The sequence below is a fragment of the Streptomyces puniciscabiei genome, assembly GCF_006715785.1.
In the GTDB taxonomy this organism is placed as follows: domain Bacteria; phylum Actinomycetota; class Actinomycetes; order Streptomycetales; family Streptomycetaceae; genus Streptomyces; species Streptomyces puniciscabiei.
Genome location: NZ_VFNX01000001.1, coordinates 26,552 through 51,346 on the forward strand (window position 1 = coordinate 26,552; position 24,795 = coordinate 51,346).

General features: G+C 72.3%; 18 protein-coding genes. 12 read left to right on the forward strand and 6 right to left on the reverse strand.

The genetic code is table 11. From position 1 onward, the window contains the following. Window positions 1-55: 55 nt before the first annotated feature. From FB563_RS00120 to FB563_RS00135, 4 genes are all read right to left on the reverse strand, one after another. Window positions 56-712, reverse strand: coding sequence for a pyridoxamine 5'-phosphate oxidase family protein (locus FB563_RS00120; RefSeq protein ID WP_079049052.1), 657 nt, complete (start codon window positions 710-712; stop codon window positions 56-58). 704 nt (window positions 713-1,416) lie between these two features. Next, complete coding sequence (locus FB563_RS00125) at window positions 1,417-2,958, reverse strand: AMP-binding protein (protein ID WP_055709451.1); 1,542 nt, start codon at window positions 2,956-2,958, stop codon at window positions 1,417-1,419. 226 nt (window positions 2,959-3,184) lie between these two features. Continuing rightward, a complete protein-coding gene (locus FB563_RS00130) occupies window positions 3,185-4,264 on the reverse strand; it encodes an acyltransferase family protein (protein WP_063797151.1) in 1,080 nt (359 codons plus the stop codon). Window positions 4,265-4,362: 98 nt separating this feature from the next. Beyond that, window positions 4,363-4,935, reverse strand: coding sequence for a hypothetical protein (locus FB563_RS00135; protein ID WP_055709452.1), 573 nt, complete (start codon window positions 4,933-4,935; stop codon window positions 4,363-4,365). A gap of 459 nt (window positions 4,936-5,394) precedes the next feature. On the opposite strand from FB563_RS00135, the gene FB563_RS00140 reads away from it, so the two are divergent. The 3 genes from FB563_RS00140 (at window position 5,395) to FB563_RS00150 (ending at window position 7,832) form a co-directional block, all read left to right on the forward strand. Then, the gene (locus FB563_RS00140; RefSeq protein WP_142218382.1) at window positions 5,395-6,645 is read left to right on the forward strand and encodes an MptA/MptB family glycosyltransferase; all 1,251 of its coding nucleotides are present in this window, start codon (window positions 5,395-5,397) and stop codon (window positions 6,643-6,645) included. A gap of 226 nt (window positions 6,646-6,871) precedes the next feature. Then, on the forward strand, window positions 6,872-7,291 hold the full coding sequence (locus FB563_RS00145) for a ribonuclease domain-containing protein (RefSeq protein WP_079049049.1): 420 nt from the start codon (window positions 6,872-6,874) through the stop codon (window positions 7,289-7,291). A 283-nt stretch (window positions 7,292-7,574) separates the two neighbouring features. After that, a complete protein-coding gene (locus FB563_RS00150) occupies window positions 7,575-7,832 on the forward strand; it encodes a hypothetical protein (protein WP_055709455.1) in 258 nt (85 codons plus the stop codon). A 171-nt stretch (window positions 7,833-8,003) separates the two neighbouring features. Here the strand turns inward: FB563_RS00150 and FB563_RS43690 are convergent, their stop codons facing one another. Both FB563_RS43690 and FB563_RS00165 read right to left on the reverse strand, forming a co-directional pair. After that, window positions 8,004-9,338: an eCIS core domain-containing protein gene (locus FB563_RS43690; protein ID WP_234358000.1), complete on the reverse strand. Its 1,335-nt coding sequence runs from the start codon at window positions 9,336-9,338 to the stop codon at window positions 8,004-8,006. Window positions 9,339-10,116: 778 nt separating this feature from the next. Then, the gene (locus FB563_RS00165) at window positions 10,117-11,406 is read right to left on the reverse strand and encodes a COG1470 family protein (protein WP_055709456.1); all 1,290 of its coding nucleotides are present in this window, start codon (window positions 11,404-11,406) and stop codon (window positions 10,117-10,119) included. Window positions 11,407-11,674: 268 nt separating this feature from the next. Here FB563_RS00165 and FB563_RS00170 point away from each other — a divergent pair, with 268 nt between their 5' ends. The 9 genes from FB563_RS00170 to FB563_RS00205 all read left to right on the forward strand — a co-directional run bounded on the left by FB563_RS00170 (window position 11,675) and on the right by FB563_RS00205 (window position 24,775). Next, the gene (locus FB563_RS00170; protein WP_055709457.1) at window positions 11,675-12,343 is read left to right on the forward strand and encodes a helix-turn-helix transcriptional regulator; all 669 of its coding nucleotides are present in this window, start codon (window positions 11,675-11,677) and stop codon (window positions 12,341-12,343) included. A 124-nt stretch (window positions 12,344-12,467) separates the two neighbouring features. Beyond that, the gene (locus FB563_RS00175; protein ID WP_142218383.1) at window positions 12,468-15,686 is read left to right on the forward strand and encodes a TolB family protein; all 3,219 of its coding nucleotides are present in this window, start codon (window positions 12,468-12,470) and stop codon (window positions 15,684-15,686) included. Then, the gene (locus FB563_RS00180) at window positions 15,683-16,423 is read left to right on the forward strand and encodes a Pvc16 family protein (protein ID WP_055709816.1); all 741 of its coding nucleotides are present in this window, start codon (window positions 15,683-15,685) and stop codon (window positions 16,421-16,423) included. The genes FB563_RS00175 and FB563_RS00180 overlap by 4 nt, the downstream gene beginning before the upstream one ends. After that, complete coding sequence (locus tag FB563_RS00185; protein WP_055709817.1) at window positions 16,420-18,498, forward strand: ATP-binding protein; 2,079 nt, start codon at window positions 16,420-16,422, stop codon at window positions 18,496-18,498. The genes FB563_RS00180 and FB563_RS00185 overlap by 4 nt, the downstream gene beginning before the upstream one ends. A 195-nt stretch (window positions 18,499-18,693) precedes the next feature. Continuing rightward, entirely contained in the window at window positions 18,694-20,250 is a 1,557-nt protein-coding gene (locus FB563_RS00190) for a phage tail sheath family protein (protein ID WP_055709818.1), read from the forward strand. A 35-nt stretch (window positions 20,251-20,285) separates the two neighbouring features. After that, window positions 20,286-20,726 (forward strand): phage tail protein, encoded by a 441-nt coding sequence (locus FB563_RS00195; protein WP_055709819.1) that lies wholly within the window; start codon window positions 20,286-20,288, stop codon window positions 20,724-20,726. Continuing rightward, window positions 20,723-21,226 (forward strand): hypothetical protein, encoded by a 504-nt coding sequence (locus FB563_RS00200; RefSeq protein ID WP_055709820.1) that lies wholly within the window; start codon window positions 20,723-20,725, stop codon window positions 21,224-21,226. Before FB563_RS00195 ends, FB563_RS00200 begins: the two co-directional genes overlap by 4 nt. Further along, window positions 21,223-21,381, forward strand: a complete 159-nt coding sequence (locus FB563_RS42675) for a DUF6760 family protein (protein WP_167528457.1) — start codon at window positions 21,223-21,225, stop codon at window positions 21,379-21,381. Before FB563_RS00200 ends, FB563_RS42675 begins: the two co-directional genes overlap by 4 nt. Before the next feature lie 103 nt (window positions 21,382-21,484). After that, the gene (locus FB563_RS00205; RefSeq protein WP_142218384.1) at window positions 21,485-24,775 is read left to right on the forward strand and encodes a hypothetical protein; all 3,291 of its coding nucleotides are present in this window, start codon (window positions 21,485-21,487) and stop codon (window positions 24,773-24,775) included. The last annotated feature ends 20 nt before the right edge of the window (window positions 24,776-24,795 follow it).

A 24,795-nucleotide genomic window follows, 5' to 3' on the forward strand; every position in this document is an offset into this window, starting at 1 on the left:
CGCCCTCCGGCCGACGCGTGGCGCGCACGGCGGTCGAGCACAAGGGGACTTCCGGTCACCAGGCCCTTCCGGCCGGCCGGGCGGCCTGCGGCGGGGCCGATGCCCTGGACGGGGTGTCGTCGGCCTTGCGGCGCGGGCGCTCGTCCGGAGCGCGGTCGGCCGCCTCGGCCGCCGCGCCGAAGAAGTCACCGCCCTTGCGCCTGGAGTCGTCCGTGCCCCACGCGCGGTCCCCGCGTGCCGGCACCTTCTGCAGATGCGGGATGTGCTTGGCGCAGTGGATGTACGCCTCCTCCACCGTGACCTCCACCCACAGCCGGGCACGGCGGCCGGGCACGGGTTCGACCGGCAGGTCCGGACGCTCCCGGCGCATCTCCTCGTCGGTCAGGACACGGGCCCGGCCGTTGACGTGGAGGCCTATCCGGTCCTGAAGGAAGTCGATCATGAGAATGCCGACGTGCGGATTCTCCTGGATGTTGCCGAGGCTGGCGAGGACGCCGTTGCCGCGGTACTCGGGGTAGGCCAGCGTCCTGTCGTCGAAGACCTGGACGAAGCCGGGCGGACCGGCCCGGAAGGTGTTGTCACACTCCCCGTGACGGTCGGAGGTGGCGAGGAAGAACATCTCCTGCCGCGCCGCGAACTCCCGCATCCGCGGGTTGAGCCGGTCGAGCACCTGCTCGTCGTAGAACTTGGCGGCGCGGGCCGTGGTGCCCATGCGCTCCTGGAGCCGGTGCTCGCCGTCACTGCCCGGGCGGTCGGGGCGGGAGGGGGGCCGGACGCTGCGGGCGTCCGGTACGTGGACCCGCTGGTGCTGGATCGGAGCGCCGTCGTCGCCCCGGACCAGGCCGACGCCTTCGGCACCGGGCGCGGCTCCCCCGGGATCCGGCTCCGTCCCGCCGGGCCGCCCCGCGGCAGGGGTTCGGCCCGGGTCCTCGTTCGGGTCCCGGCCGGGGCGCCCGTCCGGGTTCAGGTCAGCGTCCACGTTCCTCTGTGTCTCCTTCAGGCGCTGGTGCCGTGGCCGGGCGTGGCCGCGACCAGTTCTCCTGTCGGTAGCCCTCCCGGCGGACCTGCCTCCATGCCACCTCCGCGGGCCCACAGCGGGAAGTCCGAGCCGCACGGGCCGAGTTCCAACCCCGGCTGACACGGCTCGGGGTTCAACGCGCACGACCGCCTGGCCGAGCCGGTCTCAGACCATACCCGGCCGGGATGGACGTACAAGGGGCCGCTCCCCGGCGCATCCGCAAACACCCGATTCATGCGGCACTGTCCGCGGCCCGGAAGCTCATGGTTCCGGGCGGTCGGCCACGAATCGCCGTAATCGCCTCTGCAGGCTGCCCGAGGCGGGTGCCGGTGTTCCGCTCTCCGAGCCGTTTCGGAGCAACCTGGCGAACAGCTTCGGCCGACCGCAAGGATCAGTGGTCAGTTGACCTTCCGGTCCAGGCCGGACCAGTACGGCTGGCGGAGCTTGAACTTCTGGATCTTGCCGGTGGCCGTACGGGGGATGGCATCGCGGAACTCGACACTCGTCGGCGCCTTGTAGCCCGCCAAGCGCTGCTTGCAGTGAGCGATGATGTCGGCCTCGGTCGCCGTGGCTCCCTCGGCGAGCACCACGAGGGCCTTGACCGTCTCGCCCCACTTCTCGTCCGGCACCCCGATGACGGCGACCTCGGCGACCGACGGGTGGCTGAAGACGGCGTCCTCCACCTCGATGGAAGACACGTTCTCGCCGCCTGTGATGATCACGTCCTTCTTCCGGTCGGAGATCGTCAGGTGACCGTCGGACTCGTCGATCGTGCCTCCGTCGCCGGTGTGAAACCACCCGTCCCGCAGAGCCGCGGCGGTCTCCTGCGGCTTCTCCCAGTACCCGTCCAGTACGACGTTCGACCGGGCCAGCACCTCGCCCGTCCCGGAGACCTTCAGCCTGACTCCGAGCGCAGGCAGTCCGGCACGGGACAGCTTGCGCGCCCGCTCCTCAGAGGGCAGTCCCTCGTCTGCCGGCCTGGACCGGTTGAACGTGAGCAGCGGGGACGTCTCGGTCAGGCCGTAGATCTGCGTGAACTCCCAGCCCAGTTCCTCCCCCACCCGCCGGATCAGCGTGCTCGGCGGCGGAGCCCCCGCGCACACGATCCGTACCCGGTCACGGCCAGGGATCTCGCCCTCCCACGAAGCCGCCGCATCCAGCACCGCCTTCCACACCGCCGGCGCGCCGCACATCAGCGTCACGCCGTGCCGGTCGACCCGGCGCAGGATCTCCGCGCCGTCGACCTTGCGCAACACCACCTGCTTCACGCCCAGTCCGGCCATCACATAGGGCATGCCCCAGCCGTTGCAGTGGAACATCGGCAGCGTGTGCATGTACACATCGCGCTCCCACGCCCTGGTGTGCAGCCCGAAGGTCATCCCGTTCACCCAAATGTTGCGGTGGGTCAGCTGCACCCCCTTCGGGCGGGCGGTGGTCCCTGACGTGTAGTTGATCGTCGCGGTGGCATCCTCGTCCGGGTCCGACCACGGCCGGGGGGCTACGCCGAAGCGCATCAGCTCGGTCTCGGTCTGCTCCCCGAGGACGAACCGGTGGCGCGCCTTGACTCCGGACAGCGTCCCGTCCAGCTCCGGGTCGACGAGCAGCACCGACGAGCCGCTCTGCTGCACCACGTACTCGACCTCGTCGGGCTTGAGGCGGAAGTTGACCGGCACGCAGATCCGACCGCTCATCGGCACCGCGAACAGCAGCTCCAGCAGGCGTGCGGAGTTGGGGCTGACCACCGCCACCCGCTCACGCTCACCCACGCCCAGCGCATCCAGTCCCGCCTGCCAGGCGCGCACCCGCTCACCCAGCCGCCCGTACGTCGCCTCCGGTACCGGCACGCCCGGCTGATCCGGCTCGTCCACCACACCGGTGTCGGAGGCGAAACCCAACTCGGCCCGCTCGAGAAAATCGGCGACCGTCATCGGAACACGCATAGCTCACTCTCCAGCGTCCGGAACAACCACTTCACACGGAAGCCCATGCTTGCCAGTGGTCTACCCAACCAGCCGCGTGGGTGACGGTAGCGGTGTACGCAACGGGTGGCGGCGTCGCGGTGAACGCGTGCTCCCCCCCGTTCCGCTGGGTGGTCCAGGCGTCCAGCAGGTAGGGCCCGTGATGCGCGGGTGCGAGGTGTGCGGCGTGGAAACAGCTTCCGTGGTTCTACCTCCCGACCGACTCGATCATGGATTTCCAGGATCTGTTGCGCTTGAACGGCGTTTCGAAGATACGGGAGAACAACCACGCCCCAAATACCGCGACCGGCAGGCCCAGGACGAGAGTGAACCCGAATACGGAAAGTCCAGGCGACACAAAATGCGGTGCTATGCGGCGAGCTATGGCCATGACGATCGGAAGATGGATCAGGTAGAGGCTGTAGGAGAAGTCGCCGAGACTGCGCAGGGGGCGCGCCGTAAGGAGCCGTACGAGGATGGCGGGTCTGCCGGTGGCAACCGCGGCGAGCAGCATCGCCATGGCCGGAGAGACGGCGAGATCCACCCAGAAGTAGTGGTTCACGGTCCAGACGGAACCCTGGATGAACCCGAGAGCCAGGACAGGCAGGGCGGCCAGGGCAGCGAACCATCCCCATGGCAGGCGTTGGACCCTGTCCGAGGCAGTGACGACCCCTGCGCCTACCACTCCTGCAACGAACACGGGAGCGAGGTGCGGAGCGAGCCAGTTGTCACCCTCCACGGGGGATGCGTCAATCGCCATCAGCCCACGGGCGATCACCGGAAGGGTCACACACGCGACCAGGACTGCCGCGCCCCACCGCCGCCGAACGAACAGGAGAAGAGGGAAGAGGAGATAGAGCTCGGCCTCCACTCCGATCGACCAGAACGCACCGTTCGGCGGTGGGGCGCTGACCATGTCCTGAACGAGGGTGCCGTACACAAGGACGGACGCGCCGGTGGGTGGCCCGAAGTGGGAAGCCGGTACCACGAGCCACGACATGAGCAGGCTCATGGCCAGCGCGGCCCAGTACGGAGGCAGGATGCGCCAGGCGCGCCGGCGCAGGTATCGGCTGACGCCACCCGACCGCCAACCGTGATGCGCCGAGGAGAGTGCCAGGGAGAAGCCGGACAGCACCAGGAAGAAGACGACGGCGAGACGCCCGAACATCAGTCCGTCCAGCCACGGAGGCGCCGAACTGTGGGGGTAGCCCGGGAAGGTGTACAACCAGCAGTGGAACAGGACCACATACAACGCCGCCAGCCCGCGAAGGCCGTCGAGGCCCAGCACCTGCCGACGGACATGCGCCCCGCTCGCCCTCTCCTCCCGGTCGGCAGGGCCGACCGAGTCGATAGCGCCGCTGACCGTACGACTCGAGTGCACTGAAATCAGCCCGTCATGGCGGACTTGTGGCCGGTCGGGGTGACCGCGTACCACTGCTTGCCCTTGCCCTGGCCGTTCATCTCCCCGGCCTTGGTGTCGCCCATGTACCGGTACAGCGGCCAGCCGCCGAGGGTGACCTGTTTCATGCCGTTGCGGTGAACCGTACCGAGAAGGCTCTTCTCCACCCCCAAGGTCCGTACGGAGCCCTGCACCATGACGGGCATCCACGTCTTCGTGCACTCACCGGCACACGTCCACTTGGAGGGAGTCGCCTGGTCCTTGTCGTAGCGGTAGAGCGTCATCCCCTTGTCGTCGGTGACCACAGTGCCCATCCCGTTCACCGCCTTGGCCATCAGCATCGTGGTCGTGGCCATGTGCCCGCTGCCGGAACCGGCGCCGTCCGGGGGCGTGGAGGTGGCCGATGCGGAGATCGCGGGGTCCGACGCAGCCGTGGCGACGGGTGTGGCCTTGCCGGAGTTCGTGCTTGAGGCGTTCATGTCCGAAGAGTTGCAGGCCGCCAGCAGGAACGCGGACGCGAGCCCTGCGGCCGAGGCGAGCACGATGCGTTGCGGTATCACGGAATTGCCCTTCGTCGGGAGCCGCCAGCTGCTTCCTCCCTCAGTACGTCGGACATCTCGCGCGCTCTCAGCCGCTGATGTCACATGGCGCAGTCTTGACCATCGGCGGCACGCCGGGGATCGGCCGCTCCGGCCATCGGTAGTCTGGGCGGTGACCTGGCGCAAAGACCGGTCCGGCGGAGGTGGACGGCCCGAACGAACCCAACAACTGCTTCCTCGCCCACCGCGGCGCTGTTGCGGCGCTTTGGCGGCGGGCACAGTATCCGACAGCGGCTACGGCCGGATGTTCGCGGGCAGGATGGTCAGGACCGTTCGCCGCGAGCCGAGGCAACACCCGAGAGAGCGACCTTGACGACCAACCACAACAAGTGGGCTTTGCGTCTCGCGAGGCCGATACGGACATTTCCCTCGCCGAAGCTGTTGGTCGTCGACAGACAGACACCGAGCCCAGCGGTGTGGATGTCCGGGGCCGGTATCGCACTGTTCGCTCTGGTCGGTGCGAGCGCGCCCAACCACAACACGCTCAGGGCACCGATCCCCTGGCTCCGGCTGCCGGCCATGACCGGCACCGTCTCCCAGACGGTCACGATCACGGCCGTCGTGCTGTCGTGCTGGGGCGCGCTGGGCATGCTCAAGGCCCATGAGCGGGGTTGGAGACCCGATGCCCGACTCCTTTACCGGCTCGGCACGCTGACCGCGCTGGCCGTCGCCAACCTCACCCCGGTCGGCTCCTCCGACACGGCCAGCTACGCCGCGTACGGCCGTATCGCCGCGCTCGGCGGTGACCCGTACGTGACGACTCCCGCCCGGCTGGGCGGCGCGTACGCCCATCTGGTGAGCGAGGCGTGGCAGAGCACGCCTTCGGTGTACGGGCCGGTGGCGACGTGGTGGCAGGGTGCGGCGGCGTTCATCGGACAGGAGCGGCCGTGGCTGACGATATGGGCATTGATGCTCGCGAACGCCGCCGTCTTCGTGGGTACCGGGTACCTGTTGCTGCGCACCGCCGACGATCCGGTCCGCGCGGGCCTGCTGTGGACCGTCAACCCGCTGCTGATCGGCGTGCTGGTCGCGGGCGGGCACCTGGACACCCTCGTCGCGGGGCTGGCCGTCTGCGCGATGCACATCGCCCGCAGGACGACCCGGTGGCACCACGACCTGATCGTGGGAGGGCTGGTCGGTCTCGCCTGCGGCGTGAAGATCAGCGCCTGTCTGTTCGGCGTCGGGCTGGCGTGGCCGCTGCTGCGTGCGGGCGCCTGGCGACCGGCCGCCCGGCAGGCAGGCGCGGCCGCGCTGACCCTGGTCGTACTTTACGGAGCCTACGGGGCACACGCCCTGGTCCCGCTGTCCGCGGCCTCCCGGCTGGTCTCGACACCCTCCCTGTGGGCGGTGTTCGATCAGTTCGGTACCACGGTCCTTGGCCCTCGCGCGGCTGCTGCGATCGTCAGCGTGCTGTGGCCGGTGGTGATGCTCGCGCTGGCCTGGCTGCTCCGCCGCGCTGCCGCTCCAGAGGCGCCGGCTGTCGGTGCCCTGCCGTTCGCGCTGGCCTTCGCCTGGGTCCTCTCGGCGCCGTGGTCGATGCCGTGGTACACAGCTCTCGCCTGGGCCCTGGCAGCCTTGTTCAGCCCGGGCCGCGCGACTCCGTACCTCACCCTGACCACCGCCGTCCTGGCCATGTCCCACAACAGCGGCGGTCACGGCTGGACATGGTGACAGACCATCTCGGGCAGGTCGGCCGAGGTGTTCGGCCATACCGAGAGGGCGGGCAGCGCGGTCCCACCGCCCGGGCCGGAAACCCTTGAGCGCTTGCTGGTCGCGGCGGACCGGCCGTGCCTGCGTCAAAGGCAATTGCCCCTCTCCCGCAACCGGCGATACACCCGGTTGTCACGCGAGCCCAGCAGTGTGTCATGTCCATGCGTCTTTTCCCTTGGAGGGTTCCTTGCTGACTCTGCGACGTCCCCGGCTGTCCTGGGCCAAGCGGTTCGCGGTGCTGATCGCCGCCATCGCGTCCGTGCTCAGTGTGTCCGCCGTCAACAGCCCCGCCGCGAATGCGGCCGTCTACGGCTCCTGCAACATCGCCGGATGCTCCGACGCGGCCTCAGCGAACTCGACCTGGTCCGACCTCGGCTACCCGACCACTCGGGGCTGGTACGACTGGCCGGACGGCGAGTGCAGCTACGCGGGCGGCGAGTTCTACAACAACGACGGGCAGTTGCCGTCCGGTGACACCTTCTACGAGTACGACGTCTACCCGCGCGCCTGCGGCGCCCATCGGGACGCCTACCGGATCGTCGTCGACTCCGACACCGGCGTGGTCTGGTATTCGCCCAACCACTACACCGACTTCTACCAGCTCTGACACACCAACGGGATTTCGGCCACCGGCCGCTCGGACGTCCGGGCGACTGTCGTGGGCCGGCGTCCCATCAGGGGCGGTCCGCCCGGGACCGCCCCTCGCCCATGGGCGCGGCCAGACCCCTGCGCCGTAGCGCGACTTCGGCGGACGCCGTCGCCTCACGGCCAAGGAGGTCTGCGGCGAGCGCACCGACTACGTACGACGCCGGGCAGCGCGCTGGCCGCACCACCCCGACCGGCGCACGGACCTCCGCCGGCGGGGATGCTGCACCCTCCAGGAACGGAAGTTGCTCTCCTCGGTCCGCGACCGTCTCGGCCGGCTCACCCGGCAGACGCTCAGTGCTCAGGCCGGCCCCGGCACCGGCCGACGACTCCTGCGCGACCGCCGCTGCACCTACCGTTCGCACGGCCGCACTCTCGCCCACCGCACCCCGCTGCGCTTCACCGTGCATCTGCAGTCCCGCAGGCAACTGCTCGGGGCGCACATCCTCAAGGAATTGAAGAACGGATCTTCCGGCCCCACCGGACATGGGGCCGCACCATGAGCCCCGAGCACTTCTCGTGCGGTCCACCGATCCCAACACACGCCGCGCCCTCGCCCGATGGGATTCCGGTAGTGACCCTTCAGCCCATTGCGGTGGAGAGCCGTCGGGCGCCGGGTTCGCGCCCGGCGGCCCTCGCCGCCCACCGGTGATCTGCGGGCCGGTCGCCGGGACCTACTTCTTCTTCCACTCCTTGACCGTCAGCCCGTCGGGGACCTTCAGCTCGAAGGCGCCGCCGATCGCGGTGTCGAGCGCGGTGGCCGGATCGTTGCCGCTACCGAAGGCGCTGACCGCGAGCAGTTCCTTGAGTTGCGCGCCGGTGCCGCGGAACGCCCTGACCGTCTTCATCGCCTCTCGGGCCTCGTCGGCGTCCATGGACTTGTTCATCTTCTCCAGCAGGTCCGGGGAGATCCAGCAGTCCGGGATCTCGTCGAGGTCCCACTCCGCGTACCAGTGCGTGTTGTTGAGCCAGTTCCGCTGGGGCACCTTGCCGTCCACGGCCACCAGGTAGAACGTGAACTTGATGTTGCCGAGCGAGCGCCAGTCGGCGACGTTCGTGTGTTCGCTCGCCCGGCCGGCGGCCGCGTTCTCGTACGTCGACGCGATCTCCGTGAAGCTCGGCGGGTTCTCCGGATCCCGGCCGGTGTAGTGCCGGATCGTCCACCGCTTGGCCAGCAGCTCTCCGGCCTGCCTCCTGCGGACCGGGGCGATCCGCTGCTGCGAGGCCTGCTTGATGCTGTCGATGATGTTGAACTCGCTCTGCCCCTCACCGGGCCGGAACTGCTGGGAGGTCATGTACTGCATCAACTGCCAGGCGTCGTCGTCCGAATGGCCCGACTTCTTCAGGGCGGCGAGGATCTCGTCCGGCGTCTTGGCGTTGCGCAGGTCCTCGTCCTCGGTCCGCTGGACGAGCGAGGCCGCGTGGGTCCGGTGGCTGCCGGTGTGGTGGCCGCTCGTGTGCTCCGCGGCCGTCCGCTGCACCGGCGCGCTGCCGCTCATCACCCTGCGCGCGTTGGCGACCGCGCGGCGCTCTCCCGCGTCGGCGGGGTCCGAGACGCGCAGACCCGAGCCGTTGTCCGTACCGGGTACCGGGCCGGCCTGCTGGTCCAGGTAGTGGGTCAGCTCGTGCGCCCAGTCCTCCTTCGTCATGCGGCCGCCGTCGACCACATGCTCCCCCGAGGTGTACGCCTTGGCCTGGATCTCCACCGCCGACCGGCGGGCGACCTCGTCCGAGTGGACGCGCACACCGCTGAAGTCGGCACCCCCGAACCGGGCCTCCATCTCGTCCCGCAACCCCGCGTCCATGGGCCTGCCGGGAGAGCGCAGCACGTCATGCACAAGGGAGCGACGCTGCACCTGCCCGTCCCGCTCCCGTGCGACGGCCCGCGTCACCGCCTCGTTGCCCACCGCTCGCTGCAGCGCCTCCAGCCCGGCGGGCGCCGGGCCGGCCGGCCGGCGCGGCGCGGACCGCGTGTCGCTCTGCTCGTTCTCCTTGTCGTGCGCGCGCACGGGCGCTCCCCTCGAAGCCGGACACACTTCAACACCACAGCCTGCCCGGACCCACCGGGCCGCGGAATGCACGCGAGGGCAGCCTTGCGGGCAAGGAGATTGCCGTCGGAGAAGCTGGGTGTGCTGCCGGCCGCCGAGCGGGCGACCGAACTCACCGGTCCCCGACGGCATCGCACTCGACGCGCCCGGGGAGGTCGGCTCATGGCCGCGCTCGACCGGGCGGCCACCGGGTGACCGGGCACCTTGGCGGGCTGCGTATCGGGCTTCTGCCGGCGAGGAACGCGGCGGGCCGGTGCCCCTCCGCGATACGGCGCCACGGCCAGGGGCCCGGGCAGGTAACTCCTCAGACAGGCGATCGCCTCGGTGATCTCCCGGGCCTCGGCGGGCCGTCCGGCGGGGGCTGCGCCGCGAGGACGTCGAGGCTTCCCATATGTCACGCGCCGCGCCCTCGGGGCGAGTGGGTCCGGGGGCCGCGGCGTTGACCCGTAGCCCCGTGCGCCGAACTCGGCGCACGCCCGCTCGGCGCGCCGCCTTGACACCCACTCAGGGTGCTTCGCACCTGCAAAGCATGGCGTCGGGTGCGTGAACTGGCCATCCATATGAAGCAGTTGTATGCGTCGGAACCGTACGGAAGCCGCCGGAGGGCCCGTGCTTCCGGGCTTCCGGCACTTTTCGAAATGTGCCGGTAACATCCCGCGCGCTGCCGGTTTTCGGACGGAGTGGGATTCTCCTCTTCCGCTCGTGCCCTACGAGGCCAACGATGTTCGAGGGAGCGATGTCACCGGGTGACATCGCTGAGTACGCCACTGACGTTCAGGACCTCATGACACTGCTGTGCCTGCCGGCCGGTTGCCGGAGTGCCGGGCTTCGCACATGTCACCTTCACGGCAACCTTGGCGTCCTCGGGGATCTTGATGGGGGTGACCCAGTGGTAGTCCTGATTGCGGAAGGTCTCCAGGGCGATCGTGGTGATCTTGCGGTCGCCGAAGGTGATGGTCATGGTGCCTTCGTCGCCCTGGAAGTTGGCGACCACGATGTCCGTGATCCCGAACACCTTGCCCTTGGGCACCACATAGGTACCGGTCTTGTCCTGCCCGCCGGACGTCTGTACGTCGATCGTGGCCGAACTCTGCTGACCGGTGCCGGCCTCGCCACCGCCACCGTCTCCGCCACTGCCGCCACTGCCGCCACTGCCCGACGTCGAACCCTTGCCGCCCTGGGTACCCGTACCCGCCTTGTCCCCGGAACCGGTCCCGGGGGGCTGCCCGTTCTGGCCGCCGGGCGTGGGCCGCGGCTGGACCACCTCGTCGGCGGCCTGCTTCGCTGCACTGCGCACCGCCGGACGGACGAGCGCGAACCAAGCGAGCAGCAGCGCGATCAGGGCCGCGAGCACCGCGAGCAGCCACTTGGGGAAGATCGGGATCTGCACGAACTCGGCTTCCAGCGGCGGCCGGACGAGGGCACCGGGCCGCTCGGCACGCTCGGCGGCCGCGCTGTCCGTGGCACGTACAGTGAATGGCCAGACCACGGGCTTGCCGAACCAGACCGGCTTGCCGGTGCGCACCCGCAGCCGGGTCTCCGCCGACTCACCCGGCTCCAGCGCCAGTTCGGCGGCGGCGAACGCGAACCGCAGCTCCTCCCCCGGCTGTTCCGGTGTCAGGGCGACACGAGCCGGGGCGTTGCCCTCGTTGCGCACCGCCAGCCGGTAGCGGCCCCGGACCCAGCCACGCCGGCGGCGCGGCAGGATCTCGGTGCGCAGCTCGTGGAACTCCTCCACGTGCACCGTGGTTTCGGGCACCGTGACGGCCTCGGGGTGCTCGGCCGGCAGCACGCGTACGCCCAGCGGCACATCGCCCGCGCGGACCTCGGGCGAGCGGGGCGGGTCCAGCCGGATGGTCACCGTCTCGGAGGTGCCGGGATACAGCGAGACCCGCTCGGGCTCCACGGTGGCCCAGGCCGCACAGTCACCGACGACCTCCAAGGTGTACGCCTCGACGATGTCACTGTCGTTGCGTACGGTCAGGCGCGTCGAGGCGGTACCGCCCGGGGTCACCGTCACGTCGGGCATGTCGAGCCCGGGCAGTCCGGGGCCGGAAGAGGCTGCAGAAGGCGTCACGCGACGACCGTAGAACCGCCTCCGGACGGCCACGAGAGGTGCGGGGGCAACATCCGGGCAGTGCGCGTGCCCCGCGCGGTCAAGGGCAACCTGCCGGATCAGCAGAATCGTTGATGACTCATGGACCGGCCCGCGGACCTCCGGCGGGCCCCGCCGCCGTCCCCTTTTCGGCTTCCGCGACCTTCAGCCCCTTCGCCACTTCCAAGGAACAGGACTCCGCATGTCCCTCTCCGCAGCAGAACATCAGGCCGCTACGGCCGGCCGGCCGTACCGGGTCTCCGTCGCCGTCTACGCCCAGGACCTGGTCCTGCGCATCGGTGTCGTCCATCAGCTCCGCCAGCGTCCCGAGGTGGAGCTGCTGGACGACACCGACGCGGACCGGGCACACGCGTCCCTCGTGGTCGTCGACTCCGTGGACGACGAGGTGATGGCCCTGCTGCAGCGGTTGCAGCGCAACCGTGCGACCCGCACCGGGCTCGTGGTCGGTTCCTTCGAGTCCGCGGCGCTGCAGCGGGTCGTCGAGCGCGGTGTCGCGGCGGTGCTGCGGCGCGCCGAGGCGGACCAGGACCGGCTCCTTCATCTGGTGCTCGCGCTGGCCAACGGCGAGGGCGTGCTCCCCGGTGACCTGCTCGGCAGGCTACTGAGCCATGTCGGCAGTCTGCAGCGCGCGGCGCTCGATCCGCACGGTCTGACCCTGTCCACGCTGACCGCGCGCGAGGCGGACATGCTGCGCCTGGTGGCGGACGGGTTCGACACCGCGGAGATAGCGCGCAAGACGTCGTACTCCGAGCGGACCGTCAAGAACGTGCTGCATGAGATCACCACACGTCTGCAGTTACGCAATCGGGCTCATGCCGTCGGCTACGCACTGCGCAACGGCCTGATCTGACACTGCGTCACCTACCTTCCGCAGACGTGGTGTTGCCCGAAAGCGCAGCCCGCGCTTCCCCCGGGCAGGGCCCCGCCGCCCTGCCGCGCGACGCCCGCGCGGACGCAGAGTGGCGGGGCGACCCATGTGTTCCGAGACTGCGAGGTGGACCGTGAACGGCACCGCTGACCCCGGCGGGCAGCGTCGGCTGGGGAGATTCGGAGCCTCGTTGCTCCTGCTGGTCCCGCTGCTCGCACTGACGGCGGCCTCGGGCCCGGGCAGCGCCCAGGCCCAGCCCAAGGCCGTCGACGCCTCCGCCACCCGGATCGCCTACGCCGGCACCGGGCACCGCAGCCTCGGCAAGGTGATCGGCACCAAGGACAGCGAGCCGCTGTTCGGGGCGGGCCCGGCACACTACGACGTCGAGCCGTCGGCCCTGGGCGACACGATGGTGTTCGCCGGCCGCCGCGACGAGAAGAACCCGCAGATCTATCTACGCACCCCCGACGGCTCGGTGCGCAAGCTGACCAGCAGCCGGGACGCGGCACACCCCCGGCTGACCCCGGACGGCAAGTCCGTGGTGTTCGACTCGGCGGAGCCCGGCGGCCCGAACGGCAGGAAGCAGCGCGACCTGTGGCTGGTGCGCACCGACGGCACCGGGCTGACCCGGCTGACCGACACACCGGCGAACGAGGAGAGCCCGACGGTGTCGCCGGACGGGCAGCGTCTGGCGTACGCCTGTGACAGCGACGCGGTCCTCGGGGAGCAGATCTACGTGCGCCCGCTGGCCGGCGGCACCCCGACCCGGGTGACCGGCACGCCGGGCGACAAGGCGACGGAACCGGTGTGGAACCCGGTGAACGACCCGGCGCACCGTGACCTCATCGCATACACCTCCACCCCGACCGCCTCCGGCGACTCGACGGGCCCCCGGCTGCGGGTGACCGGCGGCACGGCCGGCGACCAGCCGCTGCTCACCGGCGTACCGAACGACTGGCGGACCCATGGGGCAGCGTGGATGCCCGATGGGGAGGGCGTGCTGTTCCTCAGCCCGGACCGCACCTGCGGCTGCGAGGGCGACTGGGACCACGTGTACCAGGTGAACAGCCGCGCGTCGGGCCCGAACCTGGTGCTCATGGAGGACCGCGACGTCGGCACGCCGACCTGGGTCGGCCCGCAGAACGGCGGCTACGTCGTGGTGGACCGCACCTCGGCGAAGGGCAGCAACACGGCGAACGGTGTGCACGGTCCGCATGTGGTGACCCTCCAGGACGTCCGGGCGGACGGCGCCGACCCGCGTGACCTCGGGCTGACCGTCCTGAACGAGGACCCGGCGGCCGACAGCAACACCGATCCGACCAAGGACCCCCTGTTCAACCCGGCGGCGGGGTACGACCCGTGGACCGAGCGGCAGAACTACACACCCGACGGCCGGCGCATCGTGGTGACCCGGTTCGAGGGGGACACGGACAACCGGATCGAGCGGATCTGGACGGTGGACGCCGACGGCTCCAACGCCGCGCCCATGCCGCTCGCCGGACGCGGACCGAAGGACTGGGACACCGACCCCACGTTCTCGCCGGACGGCAGGTTCATCGCGTTCACCCGGACGTCGCCGGGCGGGGTCGGCTCCGCCTCCGGTCCCGGGCACATCCTGATCGCCGACGCCACCACCGGTGCGATCGTGCACGAGATCGTGCCGCCGGCCGGCCGGCAGACGGGCGGCGACGCCCAGCCCACCTGGTCCTCCGACGGCACCACGCTCGCCTTCACCCGCAACATGACCATCGACGGGAACGGCGGCAACAAGCACATCTGGACCGTCCCGGTGGACCGTCTGGACCAGCAGCGCGATCTGAGCGCGACGATCTGCCCCGGCAACTGCGCGGTCATCGACGACAGTCCCGCGTTCTCGCCGGACGGCCGGCAGATCGCCTTCAACCGCAAGAACGGCGGCGGCCAGGTCGACCAGCACAACGGCATGGTGCTCACCTCCGTGTCCGGCGACACCTGCCAGGTGCTGCTGCCCGAGTCGGCCCGCGGCGACGCCGGCGCCTGCCGCCGGGAGCTGCCCGACAGCTCGGTCACCGGACCGCACCAGCCGCGCGACGCGGCCTGGACCGCGGACGGCACCGGGATCGTCTTCAGCGCACGCACCGACACACCGGTCAACTGCCCGGAGAAGCTCCATCTGTTGAATGTGGCCACCGGCCGTCTGAGCGCGCTCACCCTGGAACTGCCGGGGCGGCAGAAGGAGCCCGGCGTCCAGCAGTCGGTGGACCTGGCCGTGCACGCCCCGGGCACGGTGCCCGCGGTCACCGTCGGTCACTCCACGAAGGTCGCCGTCGACGTCGTCAACAACGGCCCGGCCGCCTCGCCCGGCACCCGGCTGACCATCGCGCCGCCGGCCGGGGTGAGCGTGAGCGGGATCCGCCGGCCGGGCGGCACCTGTGACGCCGCCTCCCTGCAGTGCGACATCGGTGTGGTGCCGCCCGGCACGACCGTGCCGGTGACCGTGACGCTGACCGGGCTCACCGTCGGCGACCAGCCGGTGGACTGGTCGGTCACCGGGAGCGTGATCGACCCGCGGCCCGACGACAACACCGCCCGGACCGTGGTGCCGGTGCGCAAGGCCGGCCCTCCCACCCCGCCTCCGACGCCGCCGACACCCCCGGCGCCTCCGACGCCTCCCACCCCGCCGACACCACCCGCCCCGAAGGCCGGCCCCGGCGTCCGGGTCACCGCCCAGCCCGACCCGGGCTATGTCGGCGGCCGGGTCGTGGTGACGTACACCGTGCGCAACGGCCGCAACGCCCTGGCGACCGGGCTGCGGCTGCGGATCGGACTGCCCTCCGGGATCCCGGACGGCGGGCCGCCGGCGGGCTGCGACACCCGGTGGGTGTGTGCGCTGCCGGACCTGGCACCGGGCGACTCCACCGTCGTACGGGTGGTGCTCTCCCCCGACCACGCGCTGACCGGCCGGGTCACCGGCACCCTCACCACCACCGGCACGGACGCCGACCCTCGGGACAACAGGGCGCACACCACGCTGCGGATCCTGCAGCCGAAGATCGTCGCCGTCCCGCCGATCGGCAAGCCCGGCTTCGTCACCTCGGTGCGCGGCAAGGACTTCCCGCCGGGCGTCCCGGTGCGCTTCACCTGGAAGCCGGGGATCACCGCCGCCGCGGCACCGACCGTGCCCCAGCCGGACGGCACGTTCATCGGCCAGCTGCTCATCCTCACCAAGGACCAGACCGGTCCGCGCACGATCACCGCGAGCGGGCCCGGATTCTCCCCGGTGAAGACCGACTTCCTGGTGGTGAACGGCAGTGTGCAGCCGCCGGACGAGGTGACCCGCCGGTGATCCACGAGGTCGACGAGGCACTGCGCGGTCTGCTCGCGGAGTCGGGGCTGGAGGCGTCCGGGGTCGAGATCGTCCTCGACGCGCCGACCCGGGACTGGGCCGCGCGCCGCAACGCCCCCACCGTGTGTGCGTTCCTGTACGACATCCGGGAGGACCCGAGCCGGCGTGGCAGCGGCGCCCAGGAGGTGTACGACGCGGCCGGACATGTGGTGGCGCGCCGCACCCCGCCCCGCTGGTTCGAGCTGACGTACCTGGTCACGGCGTGGGCGAGCCGCCCGCAGGACGAGCATCGGCTGCTGTCCCAGGTGCTGGCCACGCTGGTGGCCGTCGACGCGCTGCCGGAGCGGCTGCTCACGGGCTCGCTGGCCGAACTGGGCCTGACCGTCTCGCTGGACACCGCCGGAGCGGGGCCCGACGGGCCGTCCGCCTCCGATGTGTGGTCGGCGCTCGGCGGCGAGCTGAAGGCATCGCTCGGTGTGCGGGTGCGCGCGCCGCTCGCCGGGGCGAGCAGGACGGCCGCGCCGCCGGTGACCGAGGGACTCGTGGTGCGGGCCACGGAACACCGGCAGGACGGGGCACACGGGCAGGACACGGATCACCGGCAGGACGGGACTCCGGTGCCGGGGCGCCGGCTGCGCTACGAGGGCGTGAGCGACCCGGGTCCGGACGGTTTCGCCGGTCCGCGCGAGCGGCACCCGGCGCCCGCCCGCCGCCGCAGAGGGGGCCGCCAGCCGTGACGTACCCCGCCGATGTCCTCACCGCGGCCGACACGGATCCCCTGTGGGAGCGGCTGCGGCTGGTCGAGGAGCGGGTCCGGCAGGCGGTGGCCGCCCGCCGTGCCGTCGATCCCGACCCCGACGACCCCTACCGCGGCCAGTACCTCTCCCCCGAGGCCGTGGACCGGATCCTGAACGATCCGGGCGGGCTCGACGTGCCCGGACACGAGCCGCCGTCCCCGCCGCCCGACTCCGTGCTCGGCACGCTTGCCGCGCGGTTCGGGCTGTCACCGCTCGACACCGACCTGCTGCTGATCGCGCTGGCACCGGACCTGGACGCCCGCTTCGAGCGGCTCTACGGCTATCTCAACGACGATCTGACCCGCCGTAGGCCCACGGTCGCCCTGGCGCTGGAGCTGTGCGGGCTCGCGTCGGCGTCGGCCGCCCGGTTCCGCTTCGCACCGGGAGCGCCGCTGGTCGCGGGCGGACTGCTGGAGGTCACCGAGCCGGAGCGGCCACCGCTGTCGCGGGTGCTCGCGGTACCGGACCGGGTGACCGGCCATCTGCTGGGCGGCAGGGACCCGGACGCCCGGCTCGCCGGAGTGCTCGGCGAGCCTGCGGACGACCCGACGGCCGAAGGGGACGAGGTGCGCCGGGCGGCGCGTGCCGCCCGTACCGGCACGGGGTCGGTGCATCTGCTCGACCGGGGTGGCGACGCGCCAGGACTCGCCGTGGCGGCCCTGCGCGCCATGGGGCTGGGCGCGCTGGTCCTCGACGCGGCGGCACTCGCCCGACGCTCCGGCGAGGTGCCCGCGCTCGCCCGGGTCGCGGCGCTGGAGGCACGCCTCACCGGCGCCGGAGTGGTCCTGGGACCGCTGGAGGCACTGCCCGAGGCACCGGCCGAACGGTCCCGTGCCCTCAGCGCGTTGTGCACGGCGCTGCGCGGCGTCCCGCTGTTCACCCACGGCAGGGAGGGCTGGGACCCGGCATGGGGGCCGGACACCCCGGTCGTCCTGCCGGTGGCTCCGCCTTCCCCCGACCGGCAGGCCGCGCGCTGGCGGCACGCTCTGGCCCTGGCCGACGCCGACGGCTGCGCAGCCGACAACGCCGACGCCCTCGCCCGGGCCGTCGCCGCGCACCGTCTGGACGGCGGACAGCTGCGGCGCGCGGCGGACGCGGCGCTGCGCTCCGCCGCGCTGGCGGGCCGCCCGGTCTGCCCCGACGACCTCAGGTCCGCCGTACGCGCGCAGAACGGCGCGGGGCTGGCCCGGCTGGCCCGCCGGGTGGAGCCGGCGGTCGGCTGGGACGACCTGGTGCTGCCCGAGCCGACCCACCGCCGGCTGCGTGAACTCGCCGTCCGCGCCCGCCATCGCGAGCAGGTGCTCGGACAGTGGCGGATGCGGCCCGGCGGCGGCCGGGGACGCGGCGTGATCGCGCTGTTCGCGGGCGAGTCGGGCACCGGCAAGACGATGTCGGCCGAGGTGGTCGCCGCGGACCTCGGCATGGATCTGTACGTGGTCGACCTGTCCACGGTCGTCGACAAGTACGTCGGCGAGACCGAGAAGAACCTGGAGCGGATCTTCACCGAGGCGTCCGCGGTCAACGCGGTCCTGCTCTTCGACGAGGCCGACGCGATCTTCGGCAAGCGCTCGGAGGTCAAGGACGCGCACGACCGGCACGCCAACATCGAGTCGGCGTATCTGCTGCAGCGCATGGAGTCCTTCGACGGGATCGCGGTGCTGACCACCAATCTCCGGGCCAACCTGGACGAGGCGTTCACCCGCCGGCTCGACGTGGTGGCGGAGTTCCCGGTGCCCGACGCGGCCCAGCGGCTGGCCCTGTGGGACAGGTGTCTGGGCACCCGGCTGCCCCGCGCGGACGACCTGGACCTCGGCTTCTGCGCGGACCGGTTCGAACTGGCCGGCGGCTCCATCCGGGCCTGCGCGGTCACCGCCGCCTATCTGGCCGCGGAGCGCGGGGGCCCGCTGACCATGCGGCAGTTGGTGACGGCGGTGGTGCAGGAGTACCGCAAGCTCGGCCGGCTGGTCCTGGAGAGCGAGTTCGGGCCGTATCTGGCGGACGTCCTGGGCGCCTGAGGGGCCTCGCCGGCCGGCCCCGTGCCGAACTCGGGCGGCCCGGGACGCCGTTCCTTCCCCAGCGGTCCGCGCGGGCGTCCGGAAAGGCAGTGCGGTTGCCCCCGGCAAGGTACCCGCGCCCCTGCCGCCGGGCCTGATCCGCACCGGAGACTCGGCATCGACGCAGGTGATCCGATGGAACGTGAAGGAGCGAGCATGCCGACGTACCTCACCCCGGGCGTGTACGTGGAGGAGGTGCAGTCCGGTGCCCGCCCGATCGAGGGGGTCGGCACCGCCGTCGCCGCGTTCGTCGGGTTCGCCCGGAGCGGGCCCTTCCACGAACCCACCCTGGTCACCAACTGGGATCAGTACACCCAGCTGTTCGGCGGGTTCACCGAGGGCACCTACCTCGCGCACGCCGTGTACGGCTACTTCGCCAACGGCGGCGGCGCAGCCTACGTGGTGCGCATCGGCGGCTCCGCCGACGGCGCCGCCCCGTCCGGCGGCGGCCGGGAGCCCCGGGACGCCCCCGCGGCCCAGCCGCTGACACTCGGCGGATTCCGGATCACGGCCAGGCCCGGCATCTCCGGGGTGTCGGTGGAGATCGCCGACGCCGACGGCGAGAACCCGCCCGAGGACCGCTTCAAGCTGCTGGTCCGCCAGGGCGAGCAGGTGGTGGAGACGTACGACGTCTCCACCCGTAAGAACGTCAAGGGCTATGTGGTCACCCAGCTGCGCGCGTCGAAGCTGGTCGAGGTCACCGAGCAGCGTGACGCCACGCAGACGCGGCCGGCCGGCCAGACGGTGGCCGTGCCCGACGCCCCGGCCGCGCCCGCGGCGCCCGTCGCCGGCGCGGTGTCCCGGATCGACCCGGCCGAGTACGTCGGTGACGCCTCCGCCCGGACCGGCTTCGCCGGCCTGGAGAGCATCGACGAGATCACCATGGTCGCGGTCCCGGACCTGATGGGCGCCTACCAGCGTGGCGACATCGACGCCGAGGGCGTGCGCACCGTGCAGCTCGCGGTCATCTCGCACTGCGAGCAGATGGGCGACCGGGTCGCCGTCCTGGACTCTCCCCCCGGGCTCACCGCCCAGCAGGTGCGGCACTGGCGCAACGAGGAGGCGGGCTACGACTCCCGGTACGCCACCCTCTACTACCCGTGGGTGCGGGTCTTCGACCCGGCGGCCGGCCGTAACACCACCGTCCCGCCCAGCGGTCACATCGCGGGCGTGTGGGCGCGCAGCGACGCGGAGCGCGGGGTGCACAAGGCGCCCGCCAACGAGGTGATCCGGGGCGCGGTGGACCTGGAGGTCCGGCTCAGCAAGGGCGAGCAGGACCTGCTCAACCCGATCGGCGTGAACTGCGTGCGTGCCTTCCCCGGCCGTGGCATCCGGATCTGGGGCGCCCGCACCCTGTCCTCCGACCCGGCCTGGCGCTATCTGAACGTGCGCCGCCTGTTCAACTATCTCGAGGAATCCATCCTGTTGGGCACCCAGTGGGTGGTCTTCGAGCCGAACGACGACCGGCTGTGGTCGAGCATCCGGCGCAACGTGACCGCGTTCCTCACCGAGGAATGGCGCCGGGGCGCGCTCTTCGGCCGCACCGCCGAGGAGGCGTTCTACGTCAAGTGCGACCGCGACAACAACCCGCAGACCTCCATCGACCAGGGCCGCGTCGTCTGTGAGATCGGCGTCTCCCCGGTCAAGCCCGCCGAGTTCGTGGTGTTCCGGCTGGCCCAGTTCTCCGACAGCACCAGCCTCATCGACGAGTGACCCGCGGGTCTGCGAAGGAAAGGTGACAGACAGTCATGGCAGAAGGCGATGCTCTCTCCACTCACGTCTTCGGCGTGCAGCTCGGCGGGTACATGGTCGAGTCGATCCAGGAGATCAGCGGGTTCTCCGTCGAGGAGGAGGTCGTCGAGGTCAAGCAGGTCACGGCGACGGGCAAGCAGATCATCCGCAAGCAGCCCGGGGCACGACAGGCCGGCGAGATCACGATCACCCGGGGACTCGACAAGAGCAGCGAGTTCACCAAGTGGATCAAGGAGACGCTGAACAACGGTGCCGTCGACACCGCCCGGCAGAACCTGACCATCGAGATCAAGGACACCAAGGGCGAGACGGTCCGCCGTATCCAGCTGATGAACGGCTGGGCCTCCAAGTGGGAGGGCCCCTCCCTCAAGGCCGGCGAGTCCTCCGCGGCCACCGAGACCGTCACGATCGTGTTCGAGGAGATCGTCGTCGAATGAGGCGCCGTACCGTCACGGCCGGCAACCTGGAGGAGTTCCTGGAGGCGACGGCGCCCGCTCAGGCGGCCGACCAGCCCCAGGCCCCACCGCAGGCTCCGGCCGCCCGGCCCGCGACCTCTCAGGACCACGGGCTGCGCACCGAGTTCGAGTTCGAGCTGCCGCGCGGGTACGTGGACGAGGCGGGCACGCTCCACCGGCACGGCGCCATGCGTCTGGCCACCGCCCGGGACGAGCTGCGGCCGCAGATCGATCTGCGGGTCAAGGAGAACCCGGCGTATCTGAGTGTGGTGCTGCTGAGCCAGGTGATCACCCGGCTCGGCACCATCACCGATGTGCACGCGGGGATCGTGGAGCGGATGTACGCCACCGACGTCGCGTTCCTCCAGGACTTCTACCGCCGTGTCAACAGCGAGGGCCACACCCGCGCGGCGGTGGTCTGCCCGCACTGCGAGGGCGGCTTCGAGGTCGACCTCTCGGGTGGGCGCCTGGGGGAATCGTGACGTACGCACTCCCCCGGCTGCGGGAGGAGCTCGCGTACATCGCCTACCACTTCCACTGGCAGCGCGAGGAGATCCTCGACCTCACCCACGCCGAGCGGCGGCAGTGGGTGACCGAGATCGCCCGTATCAACACCCGTGTGAACGAAGGTGGTTGAGCTCATGGCATGGCGGGACAGACTACGCCGCCGGAGCACGGCGCCAGGTGCCGGCGGCACCCTGGCAGGTCCCGGCTCCGCGCAGCAGGCCGCGCCGGGTGCCATGAGCACGCCCGCGTCCGGGGCGGCCGGTCCGACCGTGCCCCGCGACTGGGACGGCGGGTGGCGCCGTACGCCGCCGCCGACGCTGACGGTGGCCCGCACCCCGCTCGGCGTGAGCGACGGCCTCGCCTTCCGCTCGGGTCTCACGTCCTGGCAGAACCCGTCGTTCGACGCGGGTCTCGGCCACGCACTGCTGCCTTCCGCGCCGGTCGGCCTGGTGCACGGCGTCACCGGTCCGGTCGCGCCGCGCGCCACCCACAGCGTCGGCGGCCCCCTGCTGCTGCGCGTACCGCGCCCGCAGGCCGAGGAGACAGTGGAGACCGGTCGGCGCGCCGAGGAACCCGTCGAGGAGCGTCCGGACACAGCCGGCGCGCGACAGCGTTCCGCTGCGCCCGTGCCTCAGGTGTCCCGCAGGACACGACCGGGGGCCCGGCCCGACGACACCGGCAGGCGGCAGGATTCCGGTTCCCGGCAGCGGGCGGGCGGCGACGCGCCAGGTTCCGCCGGAGCGGCGGCGGATCCGAACCCGACTCCTCGCGGCACCCGGAGCGGTGACAGCGCCGGCGCGACCGCTTCGGCGGCCTCGGGCCGGGTCGGGCAGTCCGGCCAGGCCGTTCCGCATTCCGTCCAGCGCTCGGCCGAGACGTCGCCCAGCCGTGCCCTCATTGCCGCCGGCCCCCTGCTGACCGTCGCCGCACCGGACACTCCGGTACGGTGGTCCGCCGCCGATCCAGGCCGCCCGGCCATCGGCCCCGGCCTGCCGGTCGTCCGACGGATCGCCGTGGTGCCCCGCTCCGCGGGCGACAGCCCCGCACCCCGGCCCCCTTCCGGCCCCGGTACGGCCACGGGTGCCGGCCGCACCGCACCGCACGGTCAGGACACGAACGGCGCGACGGAACACACGGCCCCCGCCACCCCGGCGCCCGACGTCTCCGCCACCCCGGCACGGGCCTCGGACACCACGGGCACCCGCTCCGTGCGCCCTCGCCCGCTCAGCCCTCCGCTGACCGTCGCCCGGCGGCCGTCCACGCCGGTGCGCCGCATCGCGGTCCTCGGGCCCGGCCCCGCGGCCGCTCACCCCCCTGCGGGCCCTGATGTTGCGCCGACAACCATCCCTGAAACAACGCCCAATCCCGCGCCTCCCGTGCAGCGCACCGCCGGACCGGCACGCCCCGACAGCCGGGCACCGCTCGGCGCTCCCCTGACGGAACTGCCCGCCACCGCCAGGCCGCTGACCACCGACGGGCCCGAGGCCACCGGTCCGACCAACGGCACACACCCGCCGGCCGGACCGGCGCTCCCGATCGTTCAGCGCACCGCCGGACCGGCACGCCCCGACAGCCGGGCACCGCTCGGCGCTCCCCTGACGGAACTGCCCGCCACCGCCAGGCCGCTGACCACCGACGGGCCCGAGGCCACCGGTCCGACCAACGGCACACACCCGCCGGCTGGACCGGCGCTCCCGATCGTGCAGGGCCAGGCGAGCGCTCCTGGTACCGGTGCGACGCCGGGCCCGCACGGCGCGGACCCCGCAACGCCCCGGACCCGGCCACCGCACCAGATCCAGCCGCGGCCCGAGCCCCAGGCCCAGCCCCAGACTCAGACCCAGACTCGGACGACCGGAAGGCCCCCTGCTCCAGCGGCCGTTCCCGAGCCGTCCGTCGCCCGTGCCCGTGCCCGTGGTGGACTCGGGGCGCCGCTGTCCGCGATGCCGTCGACCGCGGACTCAGCACCCCCGGCCGGCCCCGGTGGCGCGGCGGGCCCCCCGACCGCCGGTGGCGCCGAGGCCCTCCCGCGCATCCAGCGCACCCCGGTGCGCCCGGACCGCACCGTCACGGACACGCCCGCGACCGCGTCCGGTGCCCGGGCGCCCTCCGCGCCGCTGCTGGGCGCGACGCACACCGAGAGCGGCGGCGGGAGCCCCGACTCACCGGTGGTCCAAGGGGTTTCGCTCCCTGCGTCGAGCGCCTCGGACGTTCCCGCCACGCCTCTGGTCACGCCGGTCGGCCCGCAGTCGGCGCCCTCCACCGCCGGCGGACCCGGTTCCGTGCAACGCGCCGTCGCACCGGAGCCCCCTGCGGCCTCGACCGGCGAGTCGGCGACGGCCGGCACGGGCGCGGGCCGGCCGGAGCCGGCCGTCGTCACCCGGATCGCCTCCGCGGCCGATGCCGTGCAGCGCAGGGCCCCGCAGACACACCCGTCCTCCTCACCGGGCCAGGTGTCCACGTCCCCCGAGGCGTCGGCGCCGACGCCGGCGGGCCCGGCGGAGAGCGGCGTGCTCTCGGCCGGCGGTCGAACACCGTCCCGCGAGGCCAGGGCGGCGGGCAACGCGGGCGTGAGCGGACCGGCGCCGCTGGTCGTCGCCCGCTCGGTCACCGTTGCCCGGCCGGGTTCCGGCACCGACGGTGTACACACACCCGGTGTCATCCAGCGCCGAACGCTCCCGGCTCAGAGGCAGCGGTCCGCACCCCGCAGCCTCGCCCTGCTCGCCGCACGCCCGCTGACCGTCAACACCCGTGCGCCGGAAGGTGTCACGCCGCCCACGGGAGCACACGCCGCCGAGCGACCCGTCGTCGCCGCGTCCTGGCGCCGCGCCCCTGCCCCTGCCCCTGCCCCGAGCGCGACCTCGCCCTCGCCCGTGCCGGGTTCCGAAGTGCCGCACGTGCGGCGCGCCGCTGCCGGTCCGGTGCCGTCGGCGTCGGCCGGCCCGCCCTCCGGTGCTTCCGGTCCCTCGCGGACCCGGCACACTGTGCCCGGAGTGCGGCCGAGCCCCTCCGTCCCACGGGCGGTACCCGTCGTACGGCCTGCTCCGCCCGTCCAACGCGCCACCGCCGACGGCGACATGGCCGTACGGCCGCCCAGCCTGCCGTTGTCCGATCCGCAGGCACCACCGCTCCAGGACCAGCCGTACGCCCCGGCTGCCGTCACCCCGCTCGTGCCGGTGGTCCGCGCCACCCGTACGGCACCGACAGCGCCCGCGACGGCGCCGCCGCGGGCCTCCGACCACATGGGGCCGGCCGTGCAACGCGAGTCGGCCCGAGCCGGCGCCGTGTCCGCCGGGGTGCCCGTGACGGCCGTGCCTCCGCGAGGCCGGCAACGGTCGTCCTCCACGCAGCCGGTGCCCGGGACGGCCGGTGCCGGGACGCCTGGGCCGGTGGGGGCGCGGCAGGAGCCCGTGGTCGACCTGGACGAGCTGGCGCGGCGGCTGCTGGACCCGCTGGCCCGGCTGCTCCGCGCCGATCTGCGGCGTGGCCGCGAACGCGCGGGCCGCCCCTACGACGGACGCCGCTGAGGACTGGGAACGGATGACCA

What these genes read in the sequence shown, in the direction of transcription:
- FB563_RS00205 (WP_142218384.1), top strand. Translation starts at nt 21,485, where the DNA reads ATGAGCACGCCCGCGTCCGGGGCGGCCGGTCCGACCGTGCCCCGCGAC.
- FB563_RS00200 (WP_055709820.1), top strand. Translation starts at nt 20,723, where the DNA reads ATGAGGCGCCGTACCGTCACGGCCGGCAACCTGGAGGAGTTCCTGGAG.
- FB563_RS00195 (WP_055709819.1), top strand. Translation starts at nt 20,286, where the DNA reads ATGGCAGAAGGCGATGCTCTCTCCACTCACGTCTTCGGCGTGCAGCTC.
- FB563_RS00165 (WP_055709456.1), bottom strand. Translation starts at nt 11,406, where the DNA reads ATGCCCGACGTGACGGTGACCCCGGGCGGTACCGCCTCGACGCGCCTG.
- FB563_RS00175 (WP_142218383.1), top strand. Translation starts at nt 12,468, where the DNA reads ATGTGTTCCGAGACTGCGAGGTGGACCGTGAACGGCACCGCTGACCCC.
- FB563_RS00170 (WP_055709457.1), top strand. Translation starts at nt 11,675, where the DNA reads ATGTCCCTCTCCGCAGCAGAACATCAGGCCGCTACGGCCGGCCGGCCG.
- FB563_RS00190 (WP_055709818.1), top strand. Translation starts at nt 18,694, where the DNA reads ATGCCGACGTACCTCACCCCGGGCGTGTACGTGGAGGAGGTGCAGTCC.
- FB563_RS00140 (WP_142218382.1), top strand. Translation starts at nt 5,395, where the DNA reads ATGTCCGGGGCCGGTATCGCACTGTTCGCTCTGGTCGGTGCGAGCGCG.
- FB563_RS00125 (WP_055709451.1), bottom strand. Translation starts at nt 2,958, where the DNA reads ATGCGTGTTCCGATGACGGTCGCCGATTTTCTCGAGCGGGCCGAGTTG.
- FB563_RS00120 (WP_079049052.1), bottom strand. Translation starts at nt 712, where the DNA reads ATGGGCACCACGGCCCGCGCCGCCAAGTTCTACGACGAGCAGGTGCTC.